At 70.2% G+C, this 21,032-nt stretch carries 22 protein-coding genes; 10 read left to right on the top strand and 12 right to left on the bottom strand.

Annotated elements, in window-relative coordinates:
* Window positions 1–2: 2 nt before the first annotated feature.
* The 3 genes from FCI23_RS04835 to FCI23_RS04825 are packed head-to-tail and all read right to left on the bottom strand — an operon-like array spanning window position 3 to window position 2,937.
* Entirely contained in the window at window positions 3–959 is a 957-nt protein-coding gene (locus tag FCI23_RS04835; protein WP_136722179.1) for a 3-oxoacyl-ACP reductase, read from the bottom strand.
* 26 nt (window positions 960–985) lie between these two features.
* On the bottom strand, window positions 986–2,062 hold the full coding sequence (locus FCI23_RS04830) for a Zn-dependent alcohol dehydrogenase (RefSeq protein ID WP_136722178.1): 1,077 nt from the start codon (window positions 2,060–2,062) through the stop codon (window positions 986–988).
* Window positions 2,063–2,103: 41 nt separating this feature from the next.
* A complete protein-coding gene (locus tag FCI23_RS04825; protein ID WP_136722177.1) occupies window positions 2,104–2,937 on the bottom strand; it encodes a MaoC/PaaZ C-terminal domain-containing protein in 834 nt (277 codons plus the stop codon).
* A 633-nt stretch (window positions 2,938–3,570) separates the two neighbouring features.
* Between FCI23_RS04825 and FCI23_RS04820 the strand changes: the two genes are divergently transcribed.
* The 5 genes from FCI23_RS04820 to FCI23_RS04800 all read left to right on the top strand — a co-directional run bounded on the left by FCI23_RS04820 (window position 3,571) and on the right by FCI23_RS04800 (window position 8,136).
* Entirely contained in the window at window positions 3,571–4,221 is a 651-nt protein-coding gene (locus FCI23_RS04820; protein WP_136722176.1) for a class I SAM-dependent methyltransferase, read from the top strand.
* A 54-nt stretch (window positions 4,222–4,275) separates the two neighbouring features.
* Entirely contained in the window at window positions 4,276–5,145 is an 870-nt protein-coding gene (locus FCI23_RS04815; protein WP_246143342.1) for an N-acetylmuramoyl-L-alanine amidase, read from the top strand.
* Window positions 5,146–5,303: 158 nt separating this feature from the next.
* On the top strand, window positions 5,304–6,155 hold the full coding sequence (locus tag FCI23_RS04810; RefSeq protein ID WP_136722175.1) for a DUF5336 domain-containing protein: 852 nt from the start codon (window positions 5,304–5,306) through the stop codon (window positions 6,153–6,155).
* A 296-nt stretch (window positions 6,156–6,451) separates the two neighbouring features.
* Complete coding sequence (locus tag FCI23_RS04805) at window positions 6,452–7,435, top strand: LLM class F420-dependent oxidoreductase (RefSeq protein WP_136722174.1); 984 nt, start codon at window positions 6,452–6,454, stop codon at window positions 7,433–7,435.
* A gap of 413 nt (window positions 7,436–7,848) precedes the next feature.
* Complete coding sequence (locus FCI23_RS04800) at window positions 7,849–8,136, top strand: hypothetical protein (protein WP_136722173.1); 288 nt, start codon at window positions 7,849–7,851, stop codon at window positions 8,134–8,136.
* A 64-nt stretch (window positions 8,137–8,200) separates the two neighbouring features.
* Here the strand turns inward: FCI23_RS04800 and FCI23_RS04795 are convergent, their stop codons facing one another.
* From FCI23_RS04795 to FCI23_RS04785, 3 genes are read right to left on the bottom strand one after another with little or no spacing between them, the layout of a single operon-like run.
* On the bottom strand, window positions 8,201–9,304 hold the full coding sequence (locus FCI23_RS04795) for a prenyltransferase/squalene oxidase repeat-containing protein (RefSeq protein ID WP_246143341.1): 1,104 nt from the start codon (window positions 9,302–9,304) through the stop codon (window positions 8,201–8,203).
* Window positions 9,301–10,056, bottom strand: coding sequence for a class I SAM-dependent methyltransferase (locus tag FCI23_RS04790; protein WP_136722172.1), 756 nt, complete (start codon window positions 10,054–10,056; stop codon window positions 9,301–9,303). Before FCI23_RS04790 ends, FCI23_RS04795 begins: the two co-directional genes overlap by 4 nt.
* Complete coding sequence (locus FCI23_RS04785) at window positions 10,050–11,399, bottom strand: glycosyltransferase family 4 protein (protein WP_136722171.1); 1,350 nt, start codon at window positions 11,397–11,399, stop codon at window positions 10,050–10,052. Before FCI23_RS04785 ends, FCI23_RS04790 begins: the two co-directional genes overlap by 7 nt.
* A gap of 184 nt (window positions 11,400–11,583) precedes the next feature.
* On the opposite strand from FCI23_RS04785, the gene FCI23_RS04780 reads away from it, so the two are divergent.
* Window positions 11,584–12,207: a TetR family transcriptional regulator gene (locus FCI23_RS04780; RefSeq protein ID WP_136722170.1), complete on the top strand. Its 624-nt coding sequence runs from the start codon at window positions 11,584–11,586 to the stop codon at window positions 12,205–12,207.
* Between the two features lie 157 nt (window positions 12,208–12,364).
* Here the strand turns inward: FCI23_RS04780 and FCI23_RS04775 are convergent, their stop codons facing one another.
* Together FCI23_RS04775 and FCI23_RS04770 are read right to left on the bottom strand one after the other, a co-directional pair.
* The gene (locus FCI23_RS04775) at window positions 12,365–12,598 is read right to left on the bottom strand and encodes a ferredoxin (protein ID WP_136722169.1); all 234 of its coding nucleotides are present in this window, start codon (window positions 12,596–12,598) and stop codon (window positions 12,365–12,367) included.
* 4 nt (window positions 12,599–12,602) lie between these two features.
* Window positions 12,603–14,057 carry an aldehyde dehydrogenase gene (locus tag FCI23_RS04770; protein ID WP_136722168.1) on the bottom strand — a complete coding sequence of 485 codons (1,455 nt, stop codon included), beginning with the start codon at window positions 14,055–14,057 and terminating at the stop codon, window positions 12,603–12,605.
* Window positions 14,058–14,178: 121 nt separating this feature from the next.
* On the opposite strand from FCI23_RS04770, the gene FCI23_RS04765 reads away from it, so the two are divergent.
* Window positions 14,179–15,183, top strand: coding sequence for an MBL fold metallo-hydrolase (locus tag FCI23_RS04765; protein WP_136722299.1), 1,005 nt, complete (start codon window positions 14,179–14,181; stop codon window positions 15,181–15,183).
* Between the two features lie 281 nt (window positions 15,184–15,464).
* Here FCI23_RS04765 and FCI23_RS04760 read toward each other — a convergent pair whose 3' ends face one another.
* On the bottom strand, window positions 15,465–16,634 hold the full coding sequence (locus FCI23_RS04760) for a steroid 3-ketoacyl-CoA thiolase (protein WP_136722167.1): 1,170 nt from the start codon (window positions 16,632–16,634) through the stop codon (window positions 15,465–15,467).
* 194 nt (window positions 16,635–16,828) lie between these two features.
* Between FCI23_RS04760 and FCI23_RS04755 the strand changes: the two genes are divergently transcribed.
* A complete protein-coding gene (locus tag FCI23_RS04755; RefSeq protein WP_136722166.1) occupies window positions 16,829–18,064 on the top strand; it encodes a cytochrome P450 in 1,236 nt (411 codons plus the stop codon).
* A 66-nt stretch (window positions 18,065–18,130) separates the two neighbouring features.
* On the opposite strand, the gene FCI23_RS04750 is transcribed toward FCI23_RS04755, so the two are convergent.
* Complete coding sequence (locus FCI23_RS04750; RefSeq protein WP_136722298.1) at window positions 18,131–18,958, bottom strand: alpha/beta fold hydrolase; 828 nt, start codon at window positions 18,956–18,958, stop codon at window positions 18,131–18,133.
* Between the two features lie 75 nt (window positions 18,959–19,033).
* Here FCI23_RS04750 and FCI23_RS04745 point away from each other — a divergent pair, with 75 nt between their 5' ends.
* The gene (locus FCI23_RS04745) at window positions 19,034–19,636 is read left to right on the top strand and encodes a sigma-70 family RNA polymerase sigma factor (RefSeq protein ID WP_136722165.1); all 603 of its coding nucleotides are present in this window, start codon (window positions 19,034–19,036) and stop codon (window positions 19,634–19,636) included.
* Between the two features lie 85 nt (window positions 19,637–19,721).
* Here the strand turns inward: FCI23_RS04745 and FCI23_RS04740 are convergent, their stop codons facing one another.
* A complete protein-coding gene (locus FCI23_RS04740) occupies window positions 19,722–19,940 on the bottom strand; it encodes a DUF397 domain-containing protein (protein ID WP_136722164.1) in 219 nt (72 codons plus the stop codon).
* Entirely contained in the window at window positions 19,937–20,569 is a 633-nt protein-coding gene (locus FCI23_RS04735) for a DUF5753 domain-containing protein (RefSeq protein ID WP_136722163.1), read from the bottom strand. Before FCI23_RS04735 ends, FCI23_RS04740 begins: the two co-directional genes overlap by 4 nt.
* Window positions 20,570–20,701: 132 nt before the next feature.
* Here FCI23_RS04735 and FCI23_RS04730 point away from each other — a divergent pair, with 132 nt between their 5' ends.
* Window positions 20,702–21,031 carry an antibiotic biosynthesis monooxygenase family protein gene (locus FCI23_RS04730; protein WP_136722162.1) on the top strand — a complete coding sequence of 110 codons (330 nt, stop codon included), beginning with the start codon at window positions 20,702–20,704 and terminating at the stop codon, window positions 21,029–21,031.
* The last annotated feature ends 1 nt before the right edge of the window (window position 21,032 follow it).

The raw sequence follows: 21,032 nt of genomic DNA, 5'->3' as shown, positions 1-21,032 counted from the left end.
GGTCAGTACGGCCGGCTCCGCTTGAGGCCGAGCACCTCCGTCGCCGCGAAACTCTCCGCCGGATCGCGGCCCGCGAAGTAGCCGGTGAGCAGTTCGTCCAGCTCGCCGTACGTGAAGGCGTCCTTGGCCGTGTCGAACTTCGCGGTCACCCGTGGCCGGTCCACCAATGCGACCATCCCGCCGTGCACCACGAAGACCTGGCCGTTGACCCGCTCGGCGGCGGGCGACGCCAGATAGCCGACGAGCGGCGCCACATGCTCCGGCGCGAGCGGATCCGGACTCCGGTCCACGGCGGGGCCGGCGGGCCCGAACACGTCGTCCGTCATACGGGTCCGGGCGCGGGGGCAGATCACGTTGGACCGCACCCCGTACTTGGCCAGCGCCGCTGCCGTGGAGGTCGTGAGCCCAACTATGCCGCCCTTGGCGGCGGCGTAGTTGGGCTGCCCCGCCGAACCGGCGAGGAACGCCTCGGACGAGGTGTTGACGATCCGCCCGAACACCGGACGGCCGTTGTCCGCCTTGGCGCGGTCGCGCCAGTGCGCGGCGGCGAAGCGGGTCATATTGAAGTGGCCTTTCAGATGGACGCGGATCACCGCGTCCCACTCCTCTTCCGTCATCGAGAAGACCATGCGGTCCCGGAGGATGCCCGCGTTGTTGACCAGGATGTCCAGCGATCCGAACGTCTCCAGGGCGAGCCCGGCCAGCTCCTGGGCCTGCTTGAAGTCAGCCACGTCTCCGTGGTGTGCCACGGCCCGGCCGCCGGCCGCCACGATCTCCGCGGCCACCTCTTCCGCCGGAGTCGCGGACGCCTCCCCCGAGCCGTCCCTGCCCGGCTGCCCGTAGTCGTTGACCACGACCGCCGCTCCCAGCCGGGCCAGCTCCAGTGCCTCCGCCCGCCCCAGGCCCCTTCCGGCGCCGGTGACGATGGCCGTCCGGCCCGCCAGCACGTCCATCCCCATGTCCCCTTCCCTCCCGGGCCGCGTCCTCAGACGGTCACGCAGGTGCGCAGCGCCTCGCCGCTCCGCATCTGGTCGACCGCGTCGTTGATCTCCTCCAGCCGCACCCGGTGTGTGATCAGCCCTTCCAGGTCGATCCGCCCGGCGCGCCAGAGCCGGATGACCCGGTCGTAGGACCTGAGCACATCCCCTCCCCCGTACAGGGAAGGCAGGATCCGCTTCTCGTCGAAGAACAGCTCGAACATGCTGATCTGGAGGTTGTCGTCCATCGCGCCCGCCCCGACGACGCACAGCGTGCCGCCGCGCCGGGTGGCTTCGTACGCCGTACGGGCGGTGCTGGACCTCCCGACGACCTCGAAGACGTAGTCGAAGCCCTCGCCGCCGGTGAGCCGCCCCTTCACATCGGCGAGCTCCTCCGGTGCGACGGCATCGGTCGCCCCGAGTCGCAGGGCGGCATCGCGCCGCGACTGCACCGGGTCGACGGCGACGATCTCGGCGGCGCCGGCCGCCCGTGCGCCCTGGATGGCGCTGATGCCGACGCCGCCGCAGCCGATGACGGCGACCGACGAACCGGCCTCGACCTTGGCGGTGTTGAGCGCGGCACCGATCCCGGTGGTGACGCCGCAGCCGATGAGAGCGGCGATCTCGAACGGAATGTCATCCGGGATCGGGACGGCGCAGGGCGCGGAGAGGACGACTTCCTCGGCGAAGGTGCCGGTGCCGGCGAAGCCGAAGATGTCCCCGCCCGGCCGGCGGTAGTTGGCGGTGCCGGCGTTGAGGAACCCGGCGAGGCACAGGTGCGACTGGCCGCGCTTGCAGGCGGGACAGGCCCCGCAGGCGGGCAGCCAGCAGACGAGTACCCGGTCGCCGACCGCGAGGCCGTCGACGCCCTCGCCGACCTCGGCGATCTCACCGGCGCCCTCGTGCCCGGGGATGAAGGGCGCGGGCTGCGGCAGGACGCCGCTCATCGCGGACAGGTCGGAGTGGCAGAGCCCGGTGGCACGGATGCGGACGCGCACCTTGCCGGGGCCGAAGCCCACCGCCTCGACATCGTCGAACACTTCGAGTTTGTCCTGGCCAATCTGGTGCTGTACGGCTGCGCGCATGGCGGGCTCCCCTTCTCATCCGTACTGACTCGTATTCGTACTCACTCGTACTCGACGGTCGTGTCCGCGAGGACGGCCGCGTCGTCCCGTTCGACGGCCGTCACAGCGACCCGGATACGGCCGGCGGCGGCCCACATCCGGATGCGCAGGGTCTCGCCGGGGAAAAAGATCCCGGCGAAGCGTGCGGAGTAGGCGCGCACCCGCGTCTCGTCGCCCTCGAGAAGCGTGTCGACGACGGCCTTGAGGACGATCCCGTAGGTGCACAGGCCGTGCAGGATCGGCCGGTCGAAGCCGGCCAGCTCGGCGAACTCGGGATCCGCGTGCAGCGGGTTCCAGTCGCCGGACAGCCGGTAGAGCAACGCCTGGTCGTCGCGGGTGGTTCGCAGGACCGTACGGTCCGGCTCGCCGGCCGGCGCCTCCGTACGCGCCGAAGGCCCCCGTTCGCCACCGAAACCGCCTTCGCCGCGTACGAAGATCTCGGTGTCGGAGGTCCACAGCGGGCCGTCGTGGTCGGCCACCTCGCTACGGAGCACGATCACCGCCGCCTTGCCCTTGTCATGAACGGCGGCGATCCGCGCGCTCTGGACAGCCTTCCCCTCGACGGGGATCGGCCGGTGCAGCCCGATCCGCTGCCCGCCGTGCAGGACGGCGGCGAGGTCGACATCGATTCCGGGCATGGACAGCCCACCGACCGCCTCGATCGCGCCGCCCGCGACGGTGGCGAAGGTGGGCAGGACGCGCAGCTGGGTCTCCAGGGCGTAGCGCAGCTCGGTGGCGCCGATGCCGAGGTGGTAGAGCTGGACGTCCTTGTGGCCCCAGGCCAGGTCGGCGACGCGAGGCTCGGCGGTGGTGGCCTTGGTGACGTCGATGGGCATGTAGCTCCTCGGGACTTCGGATTTCGGCGCCGGCAACCCCGGCCCGACCGGCCGCACCGTCGGCCGCGCCGGGGTCGATCACGTACGGCTAGAACGTGTTCTAGCGGTGGCCTCCTGTATAACGCATCACTCCGACCCCCGGAAGAGCTGACGCACAGTCAGACACCGCGACCGTGACAATTGTCCTGCCCAAGCCCGTACATTCGCCTCTGCCGCAGCCTGAGGACCACTCCGTACCGTCATGCATGATGAGCGACGGACACGGGGGAAGGGACGACCGACATGGCAAGCGGGGCCTAGGCCAAAACCACGGACTTCGGCGAGGAGATCGAGAATCTCTGCGCCCGCCCGCCGGGCGCTCCGCCCCGACGGACGGAGTCCGGCGCAGCCGTCCGAAGCCCGCGAAGCGGCGCGAGGGCGGCAAACAAGAGGTGCGCCCGTCCGGCGCTTGTAGGGGCACCTCCTGGGGGGGCACCTCCCGGCCGAAGGCTGGGGGAGGTAGCTGGGGGAGGATCGGCACCCCCGCCCGGCCAGGGCGAACGCACACCCGGCGCCCCCGGTGCAGGCAACCCCCGCCCCAACCACCGTGGGTGGGCAGCAGCCCGCCGCAGGCGGTACGGCACCATGGAGCCCATGACAGAGCCACGGCCCACCGACGCGATACTCGCGGCCTTCGAGGCCGCCAAGGGCTTCATGCCGCTGGACGAGGGCCTCGCCCTGTACGCGGCTGCCACCGACGCGGCCGGGCGGCTGGGTCTGCCGGTGCTGGAGGTGGGCACGTATTGCGGCCGGTCCACGATCCTGCTGGCGGCGGCGGCGCGGGAGGCGAAGACGGTGGCGGTCACCGTCGACCACCATCGCGGGAGCGAGGAGCAGCAGCCGGGCTGGGAGTATCACGACACGGGGCTGGTCGACCCGGAGGTCGGGCTGATGGACACGCTTCCGGCGTTCCGGCGGACGCTGCACGCCGCGGGGCTGGAGGGGCACACCGTCGCGGTCGTCGGCCGCTCACCGCAGGTGGCCGCGTTGTGGGGCAAGCCGCTCGCGCTGATCTTCATCGACGGCGGCCACACCGATGAGCACGCCACGAAGGACTACGAGGGCTGGGCCCCGCACCTCGCGCCGGACGGCCTCCTGGTGATCCACGATGTGTTCGCCGACCCGGCGGACGGCGGCCAGGCCCCGTACCGCGTGTACCGGCGGGCGCTGGACTCCGGGGCCTTCGCCGAGATCGCGGCGACGCGCTCGCTGCATGTCCTGAGGCGTACCGGGTCAGGGATCTGAGGCGGGGCGGATAGCATCGCTGACGTGTTCAGCACCAGTGCAGGTGAGACGCCAATGTCGGGCCGACGGGGCGGCGTGCTGTTGATCGCCGCCGCCGCGCTGATCGCGACGGCCTTCGCGGGCTGGCTCGTATGGGATTCGCTGCGCGACCCCGGGGGCGGGGGAACGCCTCAGCGGGCCCTGGCACTGCCGTCGGCGGCGGCGGCAGCATCGCAGCTGGACAGTGGCGACAGCAAGGCCGCCCTCCCGCTGACGGGCAAGGTCGTCGTTCTCGACCCCGGCCACAATGCGAACAACCACAACCACACCGCCGAGATCGCGAAGCTGGTCGACATGGGGACCGCCCGCAAGGCCTGCGACACCACGGGCACCGCCACCAACAGCGGCTATTCGGAGGCGGCCTACACTCTCGACGTGTCGCGCCGGGCGCGAGCCCTCCTCATTAAGCGCGGTGCGACCGTCAAACTCACTCAGAACGGTGATCGCGCTTTCGGCCCGTGCATCAACGAACGGGCCGGGATCGGCAATGCCGCCCACGCCGACGCCGCCGTCTCAATCCACGCCGACGGCTCGGCGACCGGCAACCGCGGCTTCCATGTCATCCTGCCCGCAGCCGTCCACCAGGGCATCGCGGACACCCGCGCGATCGTCATCCCCTCGCGCCGTCTCGGCACCGCCCTGAAGGCGCATTTTGCCGCCGCGACCAAATCCGCGCCCTCCAACTACATCGGGGGCGGCACGGGTCTGAAGGTCCGCGACGATCTCGGCGGGCTCAACCTCTCCACCGTCCCCAAGGTCTTCATCGAGTGCGGTAACATGCGCGACCCGCAGGACGCCGCGCACCTCACGGACCCCAAGTGGCGTCAGCGCGCGGCGCAGGGCATCGCCGACGGCATCACGGCCTTCCTGGAAGGCCGCGGCTGAGGCAGGCCCCGAGCCGGGCAGAAGCGCCCCGTGCGGGGAGTCGGTCCCGATCGTGCACCAGACTGCGCACCCGCCGTAGCAGTCCCTGGTTACACCCGTACGATGGTGGACCGTCCGCGCCCCCGTCACCGAGACGACTGACAAAGGACCTCCACAACGTGAACATCCGCTCCCTCACAAGAGGAGACGGCGCGGTGATCGTCGCAGCGGTGCTGCTGCTGATCGCCTCATTCCTGCCGTTCTTCACCTACCCCATCACCACAGGGCAGGACGAGTCGGTCAACGCGTGGGACGCGGCGCTGTTCCCATTGCTGCCCACCGTGCACCTCGCCGCCCTGATCGCCGCGGGGCTCTTTGTGGCCGCCCGCATGCTGCCCGAGGGCCGCAAGGTCGTGGGGCTCACCCTCTCCCAGTGGGGCATCGCGCTCGCCGTCTTCGTCGGCTGGTCGGCCCTCTGGTCGTCCTTCTCCAACCTCCTCCCCGCAGGCGGTGACGGCAACCGGGTCAGCCTCGGCGCCGGCGCCTGGCTCACCGTGATCTTCGGCCTCGCCCTCGCGGTGGTCGCGGTCCTGTCCACGACCCTCGCCGCGTTCAAGCCCCCGCTCCTGCCCGCTCCCCGCCCGCGGCAGCCGCAGGCCGCCCCGTACGGCCAGCAGCCCTACCCCGGCGCCCCGCAGCCCGGCGGCTACGGCTACCCGGGCGCCCCCTCCCCCGCCATGTCCTACGGCGGCCAGCCCCAGTCCGCCCCGTACGGTGCCCCGGCCCCCCAGGCCCCGCCGCAGCAACAGCAGCAACCCCAGCCCGCCGCCGCGGACTTCACGGCCTTCTGGTTCGCCGTCCCGGTCGCCCGCCCGCTCTTTCCGGAGGATGGTTCGCCCTCCCCCATCGCCGAACTCGCCCCCGGCACCTGGTACCTCGCCGTCGACCAGCGCGGCCCCTCCCTCATCGCCCAGACCCAGGACGGCCGCCGCGGCGTCCTCCAGGACACCAGCGGCATCCAGCGCGGCTAGGGCCTGTCCGGCCGATCTCCGCGGCGTCGCGGGGTCTGGCACCAGCGCTCGCGGCGTTGTCGTCAGTCGACGACTCCCCCAAGCTCTCGGCTCCGCTCGAGCAGGGGGGACCCCCATCGCGTCGCCTCCCTCCTCCGCCTTGCGATCACAGGCGCCAGACCCCCCTCCTTCTCCCACGGAGATCGGCCGGACAGGCCCTAGCGCGGCCGGCACAAGCCGCCTCCTCTTCCGGGCGAGGGGCTGTTGTCGTACAGTCCCGCCTGGCTGATGGTTCGTCAGCCAGGCGGGAGGACTCCATGCGGCTCGGACTGGCACTCGGATACTGGGGCCGCGGGCCCGACCCGGATCACGTCGCACTCGCGCGGGAAGCCGAACGGCTCGGCTACGACTCCGTATGGACCGCCGAGGCCTGGGGCTCGGACGCCTTTACGCCGCTGACCTGGCTCGCGGCGCACACCAGCCGTATCAAGCTCGGCACCGGCATCGCGCAGATGGCCGCCCGCACCCCTGCCGCCACCGCGATGCACGCGCTGACCCTGGACCACCTCTCCGGCGGCCGGGTGATGCTCGGACTCGGCCTGTCCGGACCGCAGGTGGTCGAGGGCTGGTACGGCCGCCCGTTCCCCAAGAGCCCGCTCACCGCGACCCGCGAGTACGTGGCGGACATCCGGCAGGTGCTGCGCCGCGAGCGCAGCCGCCCGTACGAGGGGCCCGACGGTACCGGCCTCGGCAAGCCACTGAGATCGATCACCCACCCGCTCCGCGCCGACCTGCCCATACTGCTGGGCGCGGAGGGCCCCAGGAACATCGCGCAGACCACCCGCATCGCGGACGGCTGGATGCCGCTGTACTGGTCGCCGCTGCGCACCGGCGTGTACGAGGCGTCGCTCGCCGACACGCCGAAGGACTTCGTCATCGCGCCCATGGTGCGGGCGAAGGTCTGCGACGACCCGGCGGAGGGGCTGCTGGCGGTGAAGGCGATGCTGGGCTTCTACATCGGCGGAATGGGGACGCGGGGCCGCAACTTCCACGCCGACCTGATGGCCCGGATGGGGTACGAGGAGGAAGCGCGGCACATTCAGGCACTCTTCCTGGACGGCCGCAAGGAAGAGGCGGTGCTGGCCGTCCCGGACGCTTTCGCGGACGAGATCTCCCTGGTCGGGCCGCGTGAGCGGATCGCCGAGCGGCTGGCGGCGTGGCGGGCGGGGCCGGTCACCGACCTCCTGGTGACCGCGCCCGACCGGCACACAATGCGCGTGCTCGCCGAACTCAACAGCTGAGCCGCGTATCGGCAGCCACCGGCGTACGCCGCTTCGTGGCGGTGAGCGCGGTGGTGCCAGTCGGCCCGGTGCCGGAGGGCGAGAGCTTTGCAAACCGCCGCATTGTGCTGCCGTCTTCAGTGCCCTGCTGCGGGACGCGTACGCGGACCTGGCCGCGATGGAGGACGAGATCCGGCGCAGCACCACGCAGTGCCGGCGGATACCGGAGCGTCGTCGGCGGGAATGTGCCGCGCGACTACTCGATCTCGCGCGCCGATACGGCCCATGCGATGCTCGCCGCGCTGGACGATCCGGCGACGCTCGGGCAGGCGGTCGCAGTCGCGTACTGACCGCACGGCTGGACAGCCGCAGCGGCAGCTATCAGCTATGCGCGGGCAGAGTTTCAAACACTTTATCGAGGCAAGACGCCAGGCATGTCCAGACGATACGGCGGGAACCATGCAGCAACCACCATCGCGATCATCGCCGACGCCGCGGCGCTCATCCTGGGTGTGTGGATCGTGATGTATCTCCTCGACGCCAACCAGGCCAACGAGCTGGTCAACTTCATCCATCGCGCCGCCAACTGGCTCTCGGGATGGTCCCGTGGCCTGTTCACACCGAATGAGGCCTGGCTGCGCACCGTCCTCAACTACGGCCTGCCCGCGGTGGTTTACCTGTTCATCGGCCATGTGCTGGCCGGCCGCGTCAACCGCGCCTAATACCCGCTCCCAGCGCGACAACACAGACACCACACCCGCCCGGCGACCGCGCCGGCGACTGCTGTCACGCCTGACAGCACCCCGCGGCGTCGGGCGCCAGCCCGACCGGCAGCCGTTCGCCGCCGAAGACGGCGGTGGTCGCCTCGTCCCCCCCGAGGGCGGCCACCGCAAGCAACAGCGCGGCGGCGGTCCAGGAGGTGCGCTCCCGGGGCCAGACGGCGTCGTCGTCGAAGACGTAGCCGGTCCAGTACATGCCGTCCTCGTCGGAACGCAGATGCTGGATGTCGGCGAGGATCTGGACGGCACGGTCCGACTCGCCCATGGCCCACAGGGCCAGGGCGAGTTCGGCGCTCTCGCCACCGGTGACCCAGGGGTTGGGCAGTACGCAGCGCACACCGAGGCCGGGGACGACGAAGCGGTCCCAGGACGCCTCTATGCGTTGCTTGGCCGCCGGGCCACGGAGGGCGCCCCCCAGCACCGGGTAGTACCAGTCCATGGAATAGCGGTCCTTGTCGAGGAACCGCTCGGGGTGGTACTGGACGGCGTGGCCGAGGGAACCGGTGGCGAGTTCCCAGTCCGGCTGGGGGTCCTCGCGGTGTTCGGCGATGGCGAGGGCGCAGCGCAGCGCCTGGTAGATGGAGGAGGAGCCGGTGAGGAGGGCCTCGGGGGGATACGTTCCGTCGTCGTCGCGCTTCCAGGCGATCTCGCCGCCGGGGAGCCGGAGTTCCAGGACGAACTCGACGGCGGAGTGGATCACCGGCCACATGTGTTCGAGGAAGGTGTCATCGCCGGTGGCGAGGTAGTGGTGCCAGATGCCTACGGCGATGTAGGCGCAGAAGTTGGTCTCGCGGGCGCGGTTGGTGGGCTCGCCGTCGTGGCCTTCGGCGTACGAGTAGGCGGCGTACCAGGAGCCGTCCGGGTTCTGGTGGTCGGCGAGCCAGCGGTAGGCGGCCTCGGCGCGCTCGTGCTCGTCCCCGGCGTCGAGCGCCATGGCGGCCTCGACGTGGTCCCAGGGGTCGAGGTGTCCGCCGTCGAACCAGGGTATGGCGCCGTCAGGGCGCTGGATGGCGGCGATCGCGGCAACGGTCCGGTCCGCCTGTTCGGCGGTGAGCACGCCGGGCAGGATGAGGTGCTCGGTGCGGTCGGGCCCGCGGCTGAACGCGGTCACTCTGCCTCGGCCTCCGCCTCGGGGGCGAGGGGCTTGGCGGTGTGCGGCTTGGCCGCGTAGGCGACGAAGCTCTTGCCGATGAGGGGGTTGAGAGCCTGTTCGGCGACCCGGGTGGCCAGCGGCTTCTTCATGATGTCCCACACGAGGAGCTGGTGGTAAAGCTTCACCGGCAGCGCCTGGTCGTTGTCGACGCCGACGGCGCATTTGATCCACCAGTACGGGGAGTGCAGGCCGTGCGCGTGGTGGGTGCCGTACGGGCGGAGCCCGGCCTCGCGGATCTTGCCGAGGAGTTCGTCGCCGCGGTAGATGCGGATGTGGCCGCCCTCGACCTCGTGGTACGCGTCGGAGAGCGCCCAGCAGATCTTCTCGGGAAGATATCGGGGCACGGTGATCGCGATGAGGCCGCCGGGGCGCAGCACCCGCACCATCTCGGCGAGGACGCCCTTGTCGTCGGGTATGTGTTCCATGACCTCGGAGATGATGACGCGGTCGAAGCTGTCGTCCGGGAACGGCAGACTGAGGGCGTCACCCTCCATGGCGGTGGCCGTGGCACCGGCCGGGGCCTCCCCCGCCTCCTCCATCGCGGCGAACCATCGGGCGACCTCGCGGATCTCGTCGCCGTTTCTGTCGAGGGCGACGACCTGGGCGCCTCGCCGGTAGCACTCGAAGGCGTGGCGGCCGGCGCCGCAGCCGAGGTCGAGCACCCGGTCACCTGGGGCGAGCGGGAACCGGGAGAAATCGACGGTCAGCACGGGGCCTCAGCTTTCGTCCGGAGGGTCGGGGCGGGGGTGGGGCCTTGCGCCTCGATCGCCGCGCGATAGCGCTCGACGGTGCCGATGGCGGCCTGCTCCCAGGTGAAGCGGCTCAGCACCCGCTCACGGCCGGCTGCGCCCAGCCGGCGGCGCAGCCCGGCGTCGTCGAGCAGCCGGCCGAGGGCGTCGGCCAGCGCCCCGGCGTCGCCGGGGGGCACCGCGAGGCAGGTCTCACCGTCGGGTCCGGCGACCTCGGGTATGGCGCCGCCGGTGGTGGCGACGAGCGGGGTGCCGGTGGCCATGGCCTCGGCGGCGGGCAGCGAGAACCCCTCGTACAGGGAAGGTACGCAGGCGATCTGGGCGCCGCGCACGAGGCCGACCAACTCGGCGTCGCTGATGCCCTTGACGAACTCGACGGCCCCCGCGAGCCCGTACCGCTCGATGGCGGCGGCGACCGGCCCGTCGTCCGCCCGCCGGCCGACCACGACGAGGTGTGCCTCGGGGTGCTCGGTACGGAGCTTGGCGAGGGCGTCGACGAGGTGGACCAGGCCCTTGAGCGGGACGTCGGCGCTGGAGGTGGTGACGATCCGCCCCGGTACCTCGGGTACGGACGGGTCCGGCGAGAAGAGCCGGGTGTCGGCGCCGATGTGGACGACGTGGATCCGGTCCTCGGGCACCGCCAGGTCGTCGATGATCTCCTGCCGGGACGAGCCGGAGACGGTGAGCACGGCCGGCAGCCGGCGGGCGACGCGCTTCTGCATCGCTGTGAAGCCGTACCAGCGGCGGACCGAGGCGCGGCGCTTCCAGCCGGCAGCGGCGTCGAGGTCCAGCCGCCGGTCGACGGTGATGGGGTGGTGGATGGTGGTGACCAGCGGGGCGCCTATGGCGCCGGTGCCGCCGAGCAGCCCGTAGCCGAGCGTCTGGTTGTCGTGGACGATGTCGAACTCGCCCCGGCGGGCGGCCAGATGGCGGCGGGCGCGCAGACTGAAGGTGAGCGGCTCGGGAAAGCCGCCGGTCCACATGGTGGCGACTTCGAGGGCGTCGATCCAGTCTCGGTACTCGCGCCATCCCGGCGTGCGGAACGGGTCCGGCTGCCGGTAGAGGTCGAGGCTGGCCAACTCGGTGAGGGTCACGCCGCCGTCCAGGCTCCCGCCCAGCGCTTCCGCGTCCAGGACGGGGTACGGTTGCGCGCCGATCACCTCGACGCTGTGGCCGAGCCGCGCGAGTTCCCGGGACAGATGGCGTACGTAGACGCCCTGGCCTCCGCAGAAAGGATTCCCTTTGTACGTGAGCAGCGCGATACGGAGCGGCTGCGCGGCGTGATGTGTGGCCCCAGCCGTCACTCCCGGCCCCCTTCTCGCTGCGCTTTCGCCGGAGCGTAACCGCTCACGCTAATCTAGAACAAGTTTCAGACCGCGCGGTCCAGACGTTGAATCTACCGGCAGCCGGTCGGCCCGAAACCGGCGGACCGGGTGATGCGCGCCACGGCGCGGGCCATACCGCATAAAGAGAACGAAACGGGGACAGATGGCTACAGAATCCAAACCATCCGCCCTTCCCCTGACGGAACGCCAGGCAGCCCGCCGCGGCCGCATCCTCCACACCAGTGCCCAGCTGGCCTGCCAGGGCGGCTTCGACGCCGTACAGATGCGGGAGGTCGCCGAGCAGTCGAATGTCGCCCTCGGCACGCTCTACCGCTACTTCCCCTCGAAGATCCATCTACTGGTCGCCACCATGCAGGACCAGCTCGACCATCTCCACGACGCGCTGCGCAAGCGGCCGCCGGTCTCCGCCTCCCCCGGGGACCGGGTCGCCGAGACCCTCATGCGGGCCTTCCGCGCGCTCCAGCGCGAGCCGCATCTCGCCGACGCGATGGTGCGGGCGCTCACCTTCGCCGACCGGTCCGTCAGCCCCGAGGTCGACTCGGTGTCCCGGTTGACGACCGCGATCATCCTCGACGCGATGGGCCTTCCCGGGCCGCCGACGGCGCAGCAGCTCTCCGCGGTCCGGGTCATCGAGCACACCTGGCACTCCGCGCTGGTGACCTGGCTGTCGGGACGGGCCTCCATCGCCCAGGTGAAGATCGACATCGAGACCGTCTGCAGATTGATAGACCTCACCGCCCCCCGCGACAGCACCGGCACCGGCTGAACGTCCCGCCGGGCCAGGGCCTGTCCGGCGGATCATGGGGCGCCCGCCGCGCTGGGGGCACCTCCCGGCCGAAGGCTGGGGGAGGCTGCTGGGACATCAGCTGCTCCGCACCGGGCACGCGGCCGCGAAGAGCCGTTCGTGATCCGCCGGACAGGCCCTACTCCTCCGGCGGGAACACCGGCTCCCCGGTATCGGCCAGCGTGATCGCGATCGCCTCCACCGGGCACCCCTCCGCCGCCGCCAGCACCGCCTCGCCGGCATCCGCGTCTGCGGCACGAGGATGCGACTGCCGGGCGGCGTCCAGCCGGAAGCCGAGCGGCGCGGCGTTGACGCACATGCCGGAGCCGATACAGACGGAGTGGTCGACCTCGATGTGCCAGCGGTCGCCCATCCGGCTAGGCCCCCGCCGGGAGGTGGATCATCTTGTGCTCCAGGTACTCGCCGTAGCCCTCGGGGCCGAACTCCCGCCCGAGCCCGGAGTTCTTGTAGCCTCCGAAGGGGCCGAGCATGTCGAGGCTGAAGGTGTTGACGGAGTACGTACCGGTGCGCACCCGGCGGGCGATGTCGATGCCGTGCTCCACATCCGCCGCCCAGACGCTCCCCGACAGTCCGTAGTCGGAGTCGTTGGCGATACGCACCGCCTCCGCCTCGTCCTCGTACGGGAGCAGGCAGATGACCGGCCCGAAGATCTCCTCGCGGGCGATCCGCATCGTATTGCTGACGTCGCCGAGGAGCGTCGGCTCGACATACCAGCCGGTCTCCAGGCCCGCCGGACGGCCGCCGCCCATAAGGACCTTGGCGCCTTCCTGCTGCCCGATGGCTATGTAGTCGAACGAGCGCTGCTGCTGGCGCCTGGCGACGAGCGGGCCGACCTGGGTGGCCGGGTCGAGGGGGTCCCCCACCACCAGAGCGGAAGCTGCGGCGGCGAAGCGCTCGGCGATCTCGTCGTAGTTGGCGCGAGGCGCGAGGATACGGGTCTGGGCGACGCAGGCCTGGCCGTTGTTCATCCAGGCGGCCTGGACGATGCCGGGGACGGCGGACTCCAGGTCCGCGTCCGGCAGGATCACCGCTGCGGACTTGCCGCCCAGCTCAAGGGTGACCCGTGTCAGGTGACGTGCCGCGACCTCCATGACGCGCTTGCCGGCCGCGACCGAACCGGTGAAGGAGATCTTGTCGACTCCGGGGTGGCCCACGAGGTACTCGCTGACCTCGCGGTCGGCGGGGAGGACCGAGAGAACCCCGTCCGGCAGCCCGGCCTCGCGGGTGATCTCGGCGAGGATGTACGCGTCGAGCGGGGACTCCGGGGACGGCTTGAGGATGACCGTGCACCCGCTGAGCAGCGCCGGCCCGAGCTTGGCCGCCGCCGTGAACTGCGGGACGTTCCAGGGGACGACGGCCGCGACGACGCCGACCGGCTCGCGGCGCACCAGGATCGGCCCGAGGGCGCCGGCCCGCCGCTCCTCGTAGACGAAGTCCCTGGCCACGGTGATGGCGGCGTCCCACACCATCACCGCGCCCAGCGCCTGGGCGAGGACGCTCCAGGAGTACGGAGAGCCGTTCTCACGGCTGATGAGGGTGCCGATCTCGTCGTAGCGGGCGGCGATGGCGTCCTTGATGCGGGTGACGACGGCGATCCGTTCGTCCAGAGGCGTACGGGGCCAGGGGCCGTCGTCGAAGGCGCGGCGCGCCTCGGCCACGGCGCGGTCCACATCCTCGCGGGAGGCGTGCGGTACGCGGCCGAAGATCTGCTCCGTATGGGGAGAGACGACCTCGATGGTGGCGGATGAGAGCGGGTCGACCAATCGCCCGCCGATGAACAGCTGTCCGTGCTCGATGAGGTCGGTCGTCATGGCCCGGCACCCTCCCTGACACCTTCTCTGACACGCCGTCAGGATAACGTCGCTTCAGAACTGATACCAGTTCTAGTTAGGGTGGGCAATGCGTACGACCGACCCGGCGAAGGGGAAGACCATGCGGCAGGTGACCGATCACGGTGACGGGGTCTGGAGCATCCCGGTCCCGATCCCCGACAACCCGCTCGGCCACACGCTGGTGCACCTGCTGGACACCGGTCGCGGGCCGGTCCTCATCGACACCGGCTGGGACGACCCGGCGTCGTACGACACGCTCCGGCGCGGGCTGGAGGAGATCGGCACAACCGTCGCCGACATCCACGGCATCCTCGTCACCCACCACCATCCCGACCACCACGGCCTGTCCGGCCAGGTCCGGGAAGCCTCCGGCGCCTGGATCGCGATGCACACGGCGGACACCGACGTCATCCGGCGCACCAGGGCCGCCGACCCCGCCACCTGGCTGCACTACCTCGCCGCCAAACTCGCCGCCGCCGGCGCACCGCCCGAACACCTCGCCCCACTCCAGGGCAGCGGCCTCCGCACCCTCCCCGGGCTGCACGCCGCCCTCCCCGACCGCGAGATCCTCCCCGGCGAACTGGTGGACCTCGCCGGGCGCCGGCTCCGCGCCATCTGGACGCCGGGCCACACACCCGGCCACGTATGCCTCTACCTCGAGGAGTCCCGCCGGCTCTTCTCCGGCGACCACCTGCTGCCGGAGATCTCCCCGCACATCGGCCTCTACGAGGACCCCGAAGACGCGACCGTCACCGACCCGCTCGGCGACTACCTCGACTCCCTGGAACGCATCGGACGCCTCGACCCGGCCGAAGTGCTCCCCGCCCACCAGTACGCGTTCGCGGACGCGGGTGGCCGGGTGCGCGAGCTCCTGGCACACCATGCCGCCCGGCTGGCCGGACTGCGGCAGTTGATCACCGGCACCGCCCGCACGCCCTGGCAGCTCGCCGAGGTGATGGAGTGGAACCGCCCCTGGGCGCAGATCCCCTTCGGCTCCCGCAACATCGCCGTCGCCGAAGCGGAGGCGCACCTGCGCCGCCTGGTCAAAGCAGGCCTCGCGGAGCCCGTCCCGGGCACGGACCCGGTGGCATACCGCGCCGCGTAGCCCTCGCCGGGCCGGCCGTGGCGGCGCCGGGCGCCCCCGGTACGGCCCCGCCTCCTCTGCCGGGGGTGCCGAGCCTCCCCCAGCTACCTCCCCCAGCCTTCGGCCGGGAGGTGCCCCCAGGAGGTGCCCCCACAAGCGCCGGACGGGCTGGGTTTGTCCTGCTGAGCCAGCGCGGTTGCGTCCCCTCTACCGGGGTTGCCGATCCTCCCCCAACGGTAGCTGGGGGAGGATCGGCAACCACCGCAGACGGGAAGGGCCCACGCCGGAGGCGCCCGGTGCAGTCAGACCCGCTGAATGATCGTGCCGGTCGCCAACGCGCCGCCCGCGCACATCGTGATCAGCGCGAACTCCTTGTCCGCACGCTCCAGTTCGTGCAGCGCCGTCGCGATCAACCGGGCGCCGGTGGCACCCACAGGATGCCCGAGGGCGATGGCGCCGCCATTGACGTTGACCTTGTCCAGGTCCTGGTCGAAGACCTGCGCCCACGACAGCACTACGGAGGCGAACGCCTCGTTGATCTCGACAAGATCGATGTCCTTCATGGACATCCCCGCCTTCCCCAACACCGTCCGGGTCGCGTCCACCGGCCCATCCAGGTGGTAATGCGGATCGGCTCCGACCAGCGCCTGCGCGACAATGCGGGCCCGGGGCCGCAGCTTGAGCGCCCGTGCCATCCGCTTGGAGGCCCACATCACCGCGGCGGCGCCGTCGGAAATCTGGGAGGAGTTGCCGGCGGTGTGCACAGCGGTGGGCATGATCGGCTTGAGCCCGGCAAGCGCGTCCATGCTGGTGTCGCGGAGCCCCTCGTCGCGGTCGACGAGGCGCCACATGCCCTGCCCGGAGAGCTGCTCGTCCTCGGTGGTCGGGACCTGCACGGCGAAGGTCTCGCGCTTGAAGCGCTCCTCGGCCCAGGCCTGGCCGGCCCGCTGCTGGGACAGCACCCCTAAGCGGTCCACGTCCGCACGGGAAAGCCCGCGCCGCCGGGCGATCCGCTCGGCGGCCTCGAACTGGTTGGGGAGGTCCACGTTCCACTCGTCGGGGAAGGGCTTGCCCGGCCCGTGCTTGGAGCCGCTGCCCAGCGGCACGCGGGACATCGCCTCGACCCCGCAGCCGATGCCGATGTCGATGACGCCGGCAGCGATCATGTTGGCGACCATGTGGTTGGCCTGCTGCGACGACCCGCACTGACAGTCCACGGTCGTCGCGGCCGTCTCGTACGGCAGGCCGACCGCCAGCCAGGCGTTGCGCGCGGGGTTCATCGACTGCTCCCCGGCGTGGGTGACCGTGCCGCCGACGATCTGCTCGACAGCGTCGGCCTTGATGCCGGTGCGGCCGAGCAGCTCGCGGTAGGTCTCGCCCAGCAGATAGGCGGGGTGCAGATTGGCGAGCGCGCCACCGCGCCTGCCGATGGGGGTGCGTACCGCTTCGACGATGACGGGTTCTGCGGCCATGACCTCGTCCTCTCGTAGGCCGCGGGGCGTCCCGGCGCCCACGGCAGAACTAGTACACGTTCTAGTTCCACCTGCAGTCTGCTTACCCGCGGTACGGGGGCGCAAGAGTCGTGCACGCATACCTCTTGCCACTTGTAGGTCCTGGAACTACCTTCCGCAACAGATCTGATGGACCGTCAGAGATGGAGCCGTCGATGCCCAGCTGCCCTGCCCTCCCCGAGGGCTTCGACTTCACCGACCCGGACATCTACCAGCAGCGGGTACCGCTCCCGGAACTCGCCCAGCTCCGCCGGACCGCCCCCGTCTGGTGGAACGCCCAGCCGCACGGCATCGCCGGCTTCGACGACGACGGGTACTGGGTCGTCACCCGGTACTCCGACGTCAAGGCCGTCTCCACGGCCCCCGAGGTCTTCTCGTCCCACACCAACACCGCGATCATCCGCTTCAACGAGCACATGACCCGCGACCAGATCAACGCCCAGCAGCTGATCATCCTCAACATGGACCCGCCCGAGCACACCCGGCTCCGCCAGATCGTCCAGCGCGGCTTCACCCCCCGCGCCATCCGCGCGCTGGAGGACGCCCTCCGATCGCGCGCCCAGCGCATCGTCTCCGGCGCCGCCGCCCGCAGCGAGGGCAACTTCGTCACCGAGATCGCCTCCGAACTGCCGTTGCAGGCGATCGCCGAACTCATCGGCATCCCCCAGGACGACCGCTCCAAGATCTTCGACTGGTCCAACAAGATGGTCGCCTACGACGACCCCGAGCTGGCCATCACCGAGGAAGTCGGCACCGAGTCCGCCATGGAACTCATCGCCTACGCCATGAACATGGCCGTCGACCGCAAGACCTGCCCCGCCCACGACATCGTCACCAAGCTTGTCGCCGCCTCCGACGAAGGCAACTTAACGACGGACGAATTCGGCTTCTTCGTCCTCGTACTGGCCGTCGCCGGCAACGAGACCACCCGCAACGCCATCACCCACGGCATGCACGCCTTCCTCACCCAGCCCGAGCAATGGGACCTCTTCAAAGCCCACCGCCCCGCCACCACCGCCGACGAAATCGTCCGCTGGGCCACCCCCATCTCCTCCTTCCAGCGCACCGCCACCAGCGACACCGAGCTCGGCGGCGCCAAGATCAAGAAGGGTGACCGGGTCGGCATCTTCTACTCCTCCGCCAACAACGACCCCGAGGTCTTCGACCACCCCGAGCTCTTCGACATCACCCGCGACCCCAACCCCCACCTCGGCTTCGGCGGCGGCGGCCCGCACTTCTGCCTGGGCGCCAACCTCGCCCGGATGGAGATCAACCTCATCTTCAACGCCATCGCCGACGTCATCCCCGACATCCGGCTCACCGGCGAACCCCGGCGGCTGCGATCCGCGTGGATCAACGGCGTCAAGGAGCTGCGGGTCGCGTACACGTAGGGTCAATGGGCGTCTACCACTTCGAGTTCCGCTCCAGCGGGCCAGGCCAGGGCCTGAAGCAGGTCATCAACCCAGGAATGCTGCAGTGGTCGTCACGAACCGGTCGGCGTCGTCGAGCCAGGGGTAGTGACCCGCCCCCAACTGAACCACGAGCGTGGCGTCAGGGAACAGCCCCGCGAACTCGGCTGCCGACTGAGGGGGGCTGTTCAAGTCGAACTCCCCGGCGAGCAGCAGGACGAGGGCCTCGCAAGCGGCGAGCGCCGCACGAGTGGTCTCCGGCTCGAAGGCACCCTCGGCCGCGAAGAGAGCGACAGCCTCCTTGTTGCTCGGCTGGCTGGCTGCATGGTGCTTCTGTGCTGCGGCGTCCCACCGGCCGCAGAAGAACGGAGTGATGACCTCCCAGTCACTGCCCGTGCCCTCAACGATCGCCTCCAAGGCGGCGAACGCAGTCGGGAACCACGGCTCGTTCTTCCGAAGCTGCGCGAGCTCGCGCCGCGTCTCCCCAGTGATCGCTATACCGACAGCTCGGGTACCCGGGCCGATCAAGGCGAGCTTGCTGACGTTCTTCGGATACCGGGCCGCGTATTGCGTCGCAATATTCGTGCCGGCGGAGTGGCTGAGCAAGTCCATCCGGGGGAGCCGGAGGTGTTCGCGCAGCGCCTCGACGTCGTCGACCAGGCGATCGCAGCGGTAGGAGGAGAGGTCTTCGGGAATCGCGGACCGTCCGGTGCCGCGAAGGTCCAAAACGATCAGCTGGCGGTGCGTGGACAGGCCGCCGAGGTCGCCGAGGTAGAGGGAGTCCGTTGGACCTCCCGGGATGCAGACGACCGGGTCGCCGTCTCCGTGTATGCGGTACGTGAGCAGGGTTCCGTCAGGTGCGGAGAAGGTAGGCATGACATAGATCCTGTCAGCCATAACTCGGTTATACAACCTGGTTATAATGGCGAGACTCGGGTGTATAACCGAGCTATGGCAGGCGAAGAGGACGCGCATCAGAACCCCGAGACGCTGACCGAGGAACAGGCCGAGCGGATGCTCGCCGACATGAACGACGTCATCCGTGCAGGCGAGGAGATGCGGAAGCTGCGCACGGAAATGATCAAGCTGTTCGCCGGCTTCGGCTGGACCCAGGACAGAATTGCCCAGCTCGCCGACATGAGTCAGCCCGCCGTGTCCAAGCAGGTGACGAAGTACAGGATTGGCGACCCACTGCCCCTGATGGGGCTCTCCCTCGACCAGCACGACGTGCCCTGGCTCGAAGGGCGCCTGTGGGGCCTCGCCGAGGAAATCTCCGACACCTTCTACGACACCGCCCGCTGTACGCGCTCCGTCAACGCCATCGCCCGGGGAAAAAAGCGCTTCACCCCTCAGAACGTCGACGAGCTGCGGCGCCTCGTCGAAGAGGACCTGATGCTGCATCAGGCAGAGATGCCCGGCAGCTATCGGGACGCGTACGACGAGATCAGCCGTGGTCTCGACGTCCCCTCGAAGGTCACCACCACCGCATCAGCCTCTGTGCGTCGCGCCCTCGCTTACCAGATCCAGCGCGACCGGCTCAGGAGCGACGCGTAAGCCTCTGGTCTTGGGTGCGTAGCTCGTCAGACAGCAGGTCAGCAGGCCGGAGCCTGTCCAGCCCGGTCACCTCTGCGCCGACCGTCTACTGGCTGAACCTCCCGCTCCGTACCCCCTGGACGAAGGACTGCCAAACAGCCCGTTCCATCAGCAGGGCCGGACCGGCCGGGTTCTTCGAGTCTCGGACCGCGTGCAGGCCACGGGGCAGGGCGGCGGCCTGGATGCAGTCATTGCCCCCACCGCTGTACGAGGAGGTGACCCACTGCGCTTCGAGGATCTCCGCGTTGGGGGCGTGTATCGTCATGTGAGTTCCTTGATCGCCTTCTTGAGCATGGTCACGGCCGTACGCGGTGACGCGGCCATCGCCGTAAGCCGATCAAAGGCCCACTGGTAGCGCCCCAGCTCGCGTTTGTCCTCGAAGTAGAGGCTACTGGTCAGGTTCTCCGCGAGCACAACATCCGGATCACCACCGGCCGCGAATCCCAGCACCGTGAACGGATCATTGAGGCCGGGATGCGCACCTGCGGCATGGGGCAGTACCTGCAACGTCACATTCGGCTGCCGCTCGACCTCAACCAGCCGCTGCAGTTGTGCCCGCATGGTCTCCCTGCTCCCGATGCATTGCTGGATCACCGACTCGCACAGGATGACCTTCAACTCGATCGGGTCGTCCCTGGTCAGGAGGCCCTGGCGCATCGTACGCACCTCCACCAGCCCAGGCACCGCCGAATCGAGGCATTGGAGCGGTACATTCCATGTGGTTACGAGCCGAGCTCTTGAACTCGGTGCGTTGGGGCTGGCACGTTCCCGCTCGAACAGGGTCTCCGCAAGGTGCGCGAGGAGTTGCTCGCGGCGGGCGGCCCTGCGGGGAATCGCGGTCAGCCGGCCCCGGGAGAAAAGCGCGGCCACTGAATGTGCGTCGACGTCGGACATGGCTCTCATACCTGTGTGGGAGGCATTGCCGCCTGAGCGTCCCACAAGGGGCGCGGCGTCCACACGCCATTTACCGCCGGCGGCGGGCCACCCCAGCCAGCGGCCTGTGTGGTGCTGCGGCAGGATGGACACATGAGTATCGTCAAGATCAACGCCCTGACCGTACCCCCGGAGCAGCGGGAAGTCCTTGAGAAGCGCTTCGCCTCGCGTGCAGGCGCCGTGGAAGGCTCCGATGGGTTCGAGTGGTTCGAGCTTCTTCGTCCGGTCGAGGGAACCGACAAGTACCTCGTCTATACCCGGTGGCGTAGCGAAGAGGACTTCCAGAACTGGATGTCCGGCCCCATGCAGGCTGCCCACCGTGGCGGGGGCGACGCTGGGGGCGAGCGTCCCAAGCCCGCTGCTGCCGACTCGGTCCTGTGGTCGTTCGAAGTCGTCCAGCAGGCGGCGCCGAAGCAAGGCTGAC

Origin of the sequence: Actinacidiphila oryziradicis (genome assembly GCF_005047355.1) — a bacterium.
In the GTDB taxonomy this organism is placed as follows: Bacteria; Actinomycetota; Actinomycetes; order Streptomycetales; family Streptomycetaceae; genus Actinacidiphila; species Actinacidiphila oryziradicis.
Note: the sequence above shows the minus strand (reverse complement) of the source record. Positions and strands in the feature narration are given on the sequence as shown.

Bases quoted from the DNA above. Each gene is read 5' to 3' on its own strand.
- FCI23_RS04745 (WP_136722165.1), top strand. From the start codon at position 19,034: ATGGCAGGCGAAGAGGACGCGCATCAGAACCCCGAGACGCTGACCGAG.
- FCI23_RS04825 (WP_136722177.1), bottom strand. From the start codon at position 2,937: ATGCCCATCGACGTCACCAAGGCCACCACCGCCGAGCCTCGCGTCGCC.
- FCI23_RS04805 (WP_136722174.1), top strand. From the start codon at position 6,452: ATGCGGCTCGGACTGGCACTCGGATACTGGGGCCGCGGGCCCGACCCG.
- FCI23_RS04820 (WP_136722176.1), top strand. From the start codon at position 3,571: ATGACAGAGCCACGGCCCACCGACGCGATACTCGCGGCCTTCGAGGCC.
- FCI23_RS04830 (WP_136722178.1), bottom strand. From the start codon at position 2,062: ATGCGCGCAGCCGTACAGCACCAGATTGGCCAGGACAAACTCGAAGTG.
- FCI23_RS04775 (WP_136722169.1), bottom strand. From the start codon at position 12,598: ATGGGCGACCGCTGGCACATCGAGGTCGACCACTCCGTCTGTATCGGC.
- FCI23_RS04755 (WP_136722166.1), top strand. From the start codon at position 16,829: ATGCCCAGCTGCCCTGCCCTCCCCGAGGGCTTCGACTTCACCGACCCG.
- FCI23_RS04780 (WP_136722170.1), top strand. From the start codon at position 11,584: ATGGCTACAGAATCCAAACCATCCGCCCTTCCCCTGACGGAACGCCAG.
- FCI23_RS04750 (WP_136722298.1), bottom strand. From the start codon at position 18,958: ATGCCTACCTTCTCCGCACCTGACGGAACCCTGCTCACGTACCGCATA.
- FCI23_RS04735 (WP_136722163.1), bottom strand. From the start codon at position 20,569: ATGTCCGACGTCGACGCACATTCAGTGGCCGCGCTTTTCTCCCGGGGC.
- FCI23_RS04800 (WP_136722173.1), top strand. From the start codon at position 7,849: ATGTCCAGACGATACGGCGGGAACCATGCAGCAACCACCATCGCGATC.
- FCI23_RS04770 (WP_136722168.1), bottom strand. From the start codon at position 14,057: ATGACGACCGACCTCATCGAGCACGGACAGCTGTTCATCGGCGGGCGA.
- FCI23_RS04760 (WP_136722167.1), bottom strand. From the start codon at position 16,634: ATGGCCGCAGAACCCGTCATCGTCGAAGCGGTACGCACCCCCATCGGC.
- FCI23_RS04815 (WP_246143342.1), top strand. From the start codon at position 4,276: ATGTCGGGCCGACGGGGCGGCGTGCTGTTGATCGCCGCCGCCGCGCTG.
- FCI23_RS04765 (WP_136722299.1), top strand. From the start codon at position 14,179: ATGCGGCAGGTGACCGATCACGGTGACGGGGTCTGGAGCATCCCGGTC.
- FCI23_RS04835 (WP_136722179.1), bottom strand. From the start codon at position 959: ATGGGGATGGACGTGCTGGCGGGCCGGACGGCCATCGTCACCGGCGCC.
- FCI23_RS04740 (WP_136722164.1), bottom strand. From the start codon at position 19,940: ATGACGATACACGCCCCCAACGCGGAGATCCTCGAAGCGCAGTGGGTC.
- FCI23_RS04730 (WP_136722162.1), top strand. From the start codon at position 20,702: ATGAGTATCGTCAAGATCAACGCCCTGACCGTACCCCCGGAGCAGCGG.